This is a genomic window from Micromonospora qiuiae, assembly GCF_016863555.1.
GTDB lineage: Bacteria > Actinomycetota > Actinomycetes > Mycobacteriales > Micromonosporaceae > Micromonospora > Micromonospora qiuiae.
In genome coordinates this window covers 1-1,460 of sequence record NZ_BOPC01000176.1, presented here as the reverse complement: position 1 = coordinate 1,460, position 1,460 = coordinate 1, and the positions used below count along the sequence as shown (strand labels likewise).

Genomic DNA, 1,460 nt, shown 5'->3' with positions numbered 1-1,460 from the left:
TCGGAAGTTGCCATCGTGAGCCGTCACGGAACCGCAGCCCACAGGCCCGCAGCAACGCGAGGACCTGGTCGCGCCGGTCCCCGAGATCGATCAGAAGGAAGTTCGCATCCGATTGGGCGTACTTGATGCGTAGCCGGTCGAGTTCGGCGGTCAACGTCCCGTACGCCCGCCGGTTGAACGCGATGGTGCGCCGGAGGTTGTTGTCGTCGACCAGCGACGCGTGTGTCGCCGTGGCGGCCAGCGCGCTGACGGCGTAGGGAAGCCGATGTCGACGCAGCCTCCCGGCGTAGCCGGCGCTGGTGACCGCGTAGCCGACTCGGGCACCGAGCAGACACTGCGCCTTCGACAGCGACCTGCACACCACCAACTCGTCGCGCTCCTCAAGGAGCCGCGGCGTCAGCGTGAGTGGTTGTGCCATGAACTCACCGTAGACGTTGTCAATGATCAGCTTCGTCCCGCCGAGCAGTCGAGCCACGACCGCGGCCAGCAGTCGGACAACGGCATCGATATTGCCAGGGAGCCGTGCATGTGTAGGTCGATCAGCGGGACACCCGCATCCCACTAGGCCATTCCACCGCCCTCTGGCCCCTTGATCAAACAGGTGATCGGTGGGCGGTCCACACACGGCAATCTTGTTCGCAGCGTTCGTCGATGCTTCCGCCGCGTTCGAGAATCCTCGGGGTGCTGGGATGCGGCATGTCAGTCGACGGTCAGGGGAACGAAGGGGTACCCCTGCTCGACGCAGAGCGGCATCCGTGGGTAGCGGTTGGTGATCCGGTCTGCGTCGCGTTGCGGATCGTTGATCTCCACGACCACACACTCGCCAGAGCGGCTATAGAAACCGTGGACCATCACGCCTTGGCGATGCCACCAGGCAATGTCGGCGCGTACCTGGTCGGACCACGCGGCAAGTTGCCGGGCAGAGTAGGCGACGTCGATGGTCCGCATCGTTACCTCGGGTACCAGGGCCTGAATCTCGGCGTCGAGGCCCGGGGTGGGGATGCGGTAGACCAACAGGACGCCGGCCGGCATGTCGGTGGCGACCCCGGCGTAGCCGTCGGGCCAGCGACTCGGACCGGCGGTGTCGATCCGGCCGGCGGCTTCCATCAGCTCCTCCTGGCCCGGCCAGTATGACTTCTCTGGTGCGGGGACCGACGCGGCAGACGGTGGCGGTGGCGAGGCCGACGCGGCGGGCGCGGCGCACGCGGTCAGCAGCGGCACGGCCAGCAACACCGCCAAGTACCGTCGTCGCATCATCACACCTCCGCCACAGGCACTACCGGATACAACGAGCCTGTCGACGGCGAGACATTCAAACGCGACGACATCCCATCGGGTACGGGCTCCCAAGATCAGCCAGCTGAGAAGCGAATAGATCACAAAGCGCCCTCTGGGAATGCCCGAGGTCGTTCTGCTGCCACGCCTGCGGCAGGTGTTGGCGGGGCGGATATCAGCGCTGG

Annotated in this window: 2 protein-coding genes; both read right to left on the bottom strand. The window is 66.1% G+C overall.

The features are described 5' to 3' along the window. Positions 1-418 (bottom strand): aminotransferase class I/II-fold pyridoxal phosphate-dependent enzyme (locus tag Vqi01_RS30250; protein ID WP_204038545.1); only part of this gene is annotated, 418 nt, incomplete at its 3' end. Between the two features lie 281 nt (positions 419-699). Then, positions 700-1,254, bottom strand: coding sequence for a hypothetical protein (locus tag Vqi01_RS30245; protein ID WP_204038544.1), 555 nt, complete (start codon positions 1,252-1,254; stop codon positions 700-702). Positions 1,255-1,460 lie beyond the last annotated feature (206 nt).

Bases quoted from the DNA above. Each gene is read 5' to 3' on its own strand.
- Vqi01_RS30245 (WP_204038544.1), bottom strand. From the start codon at position 1,254: ATGCGACGACGGTACTTGGCGGTGTTGCTGGCCGTGCCGCTGCTGACC.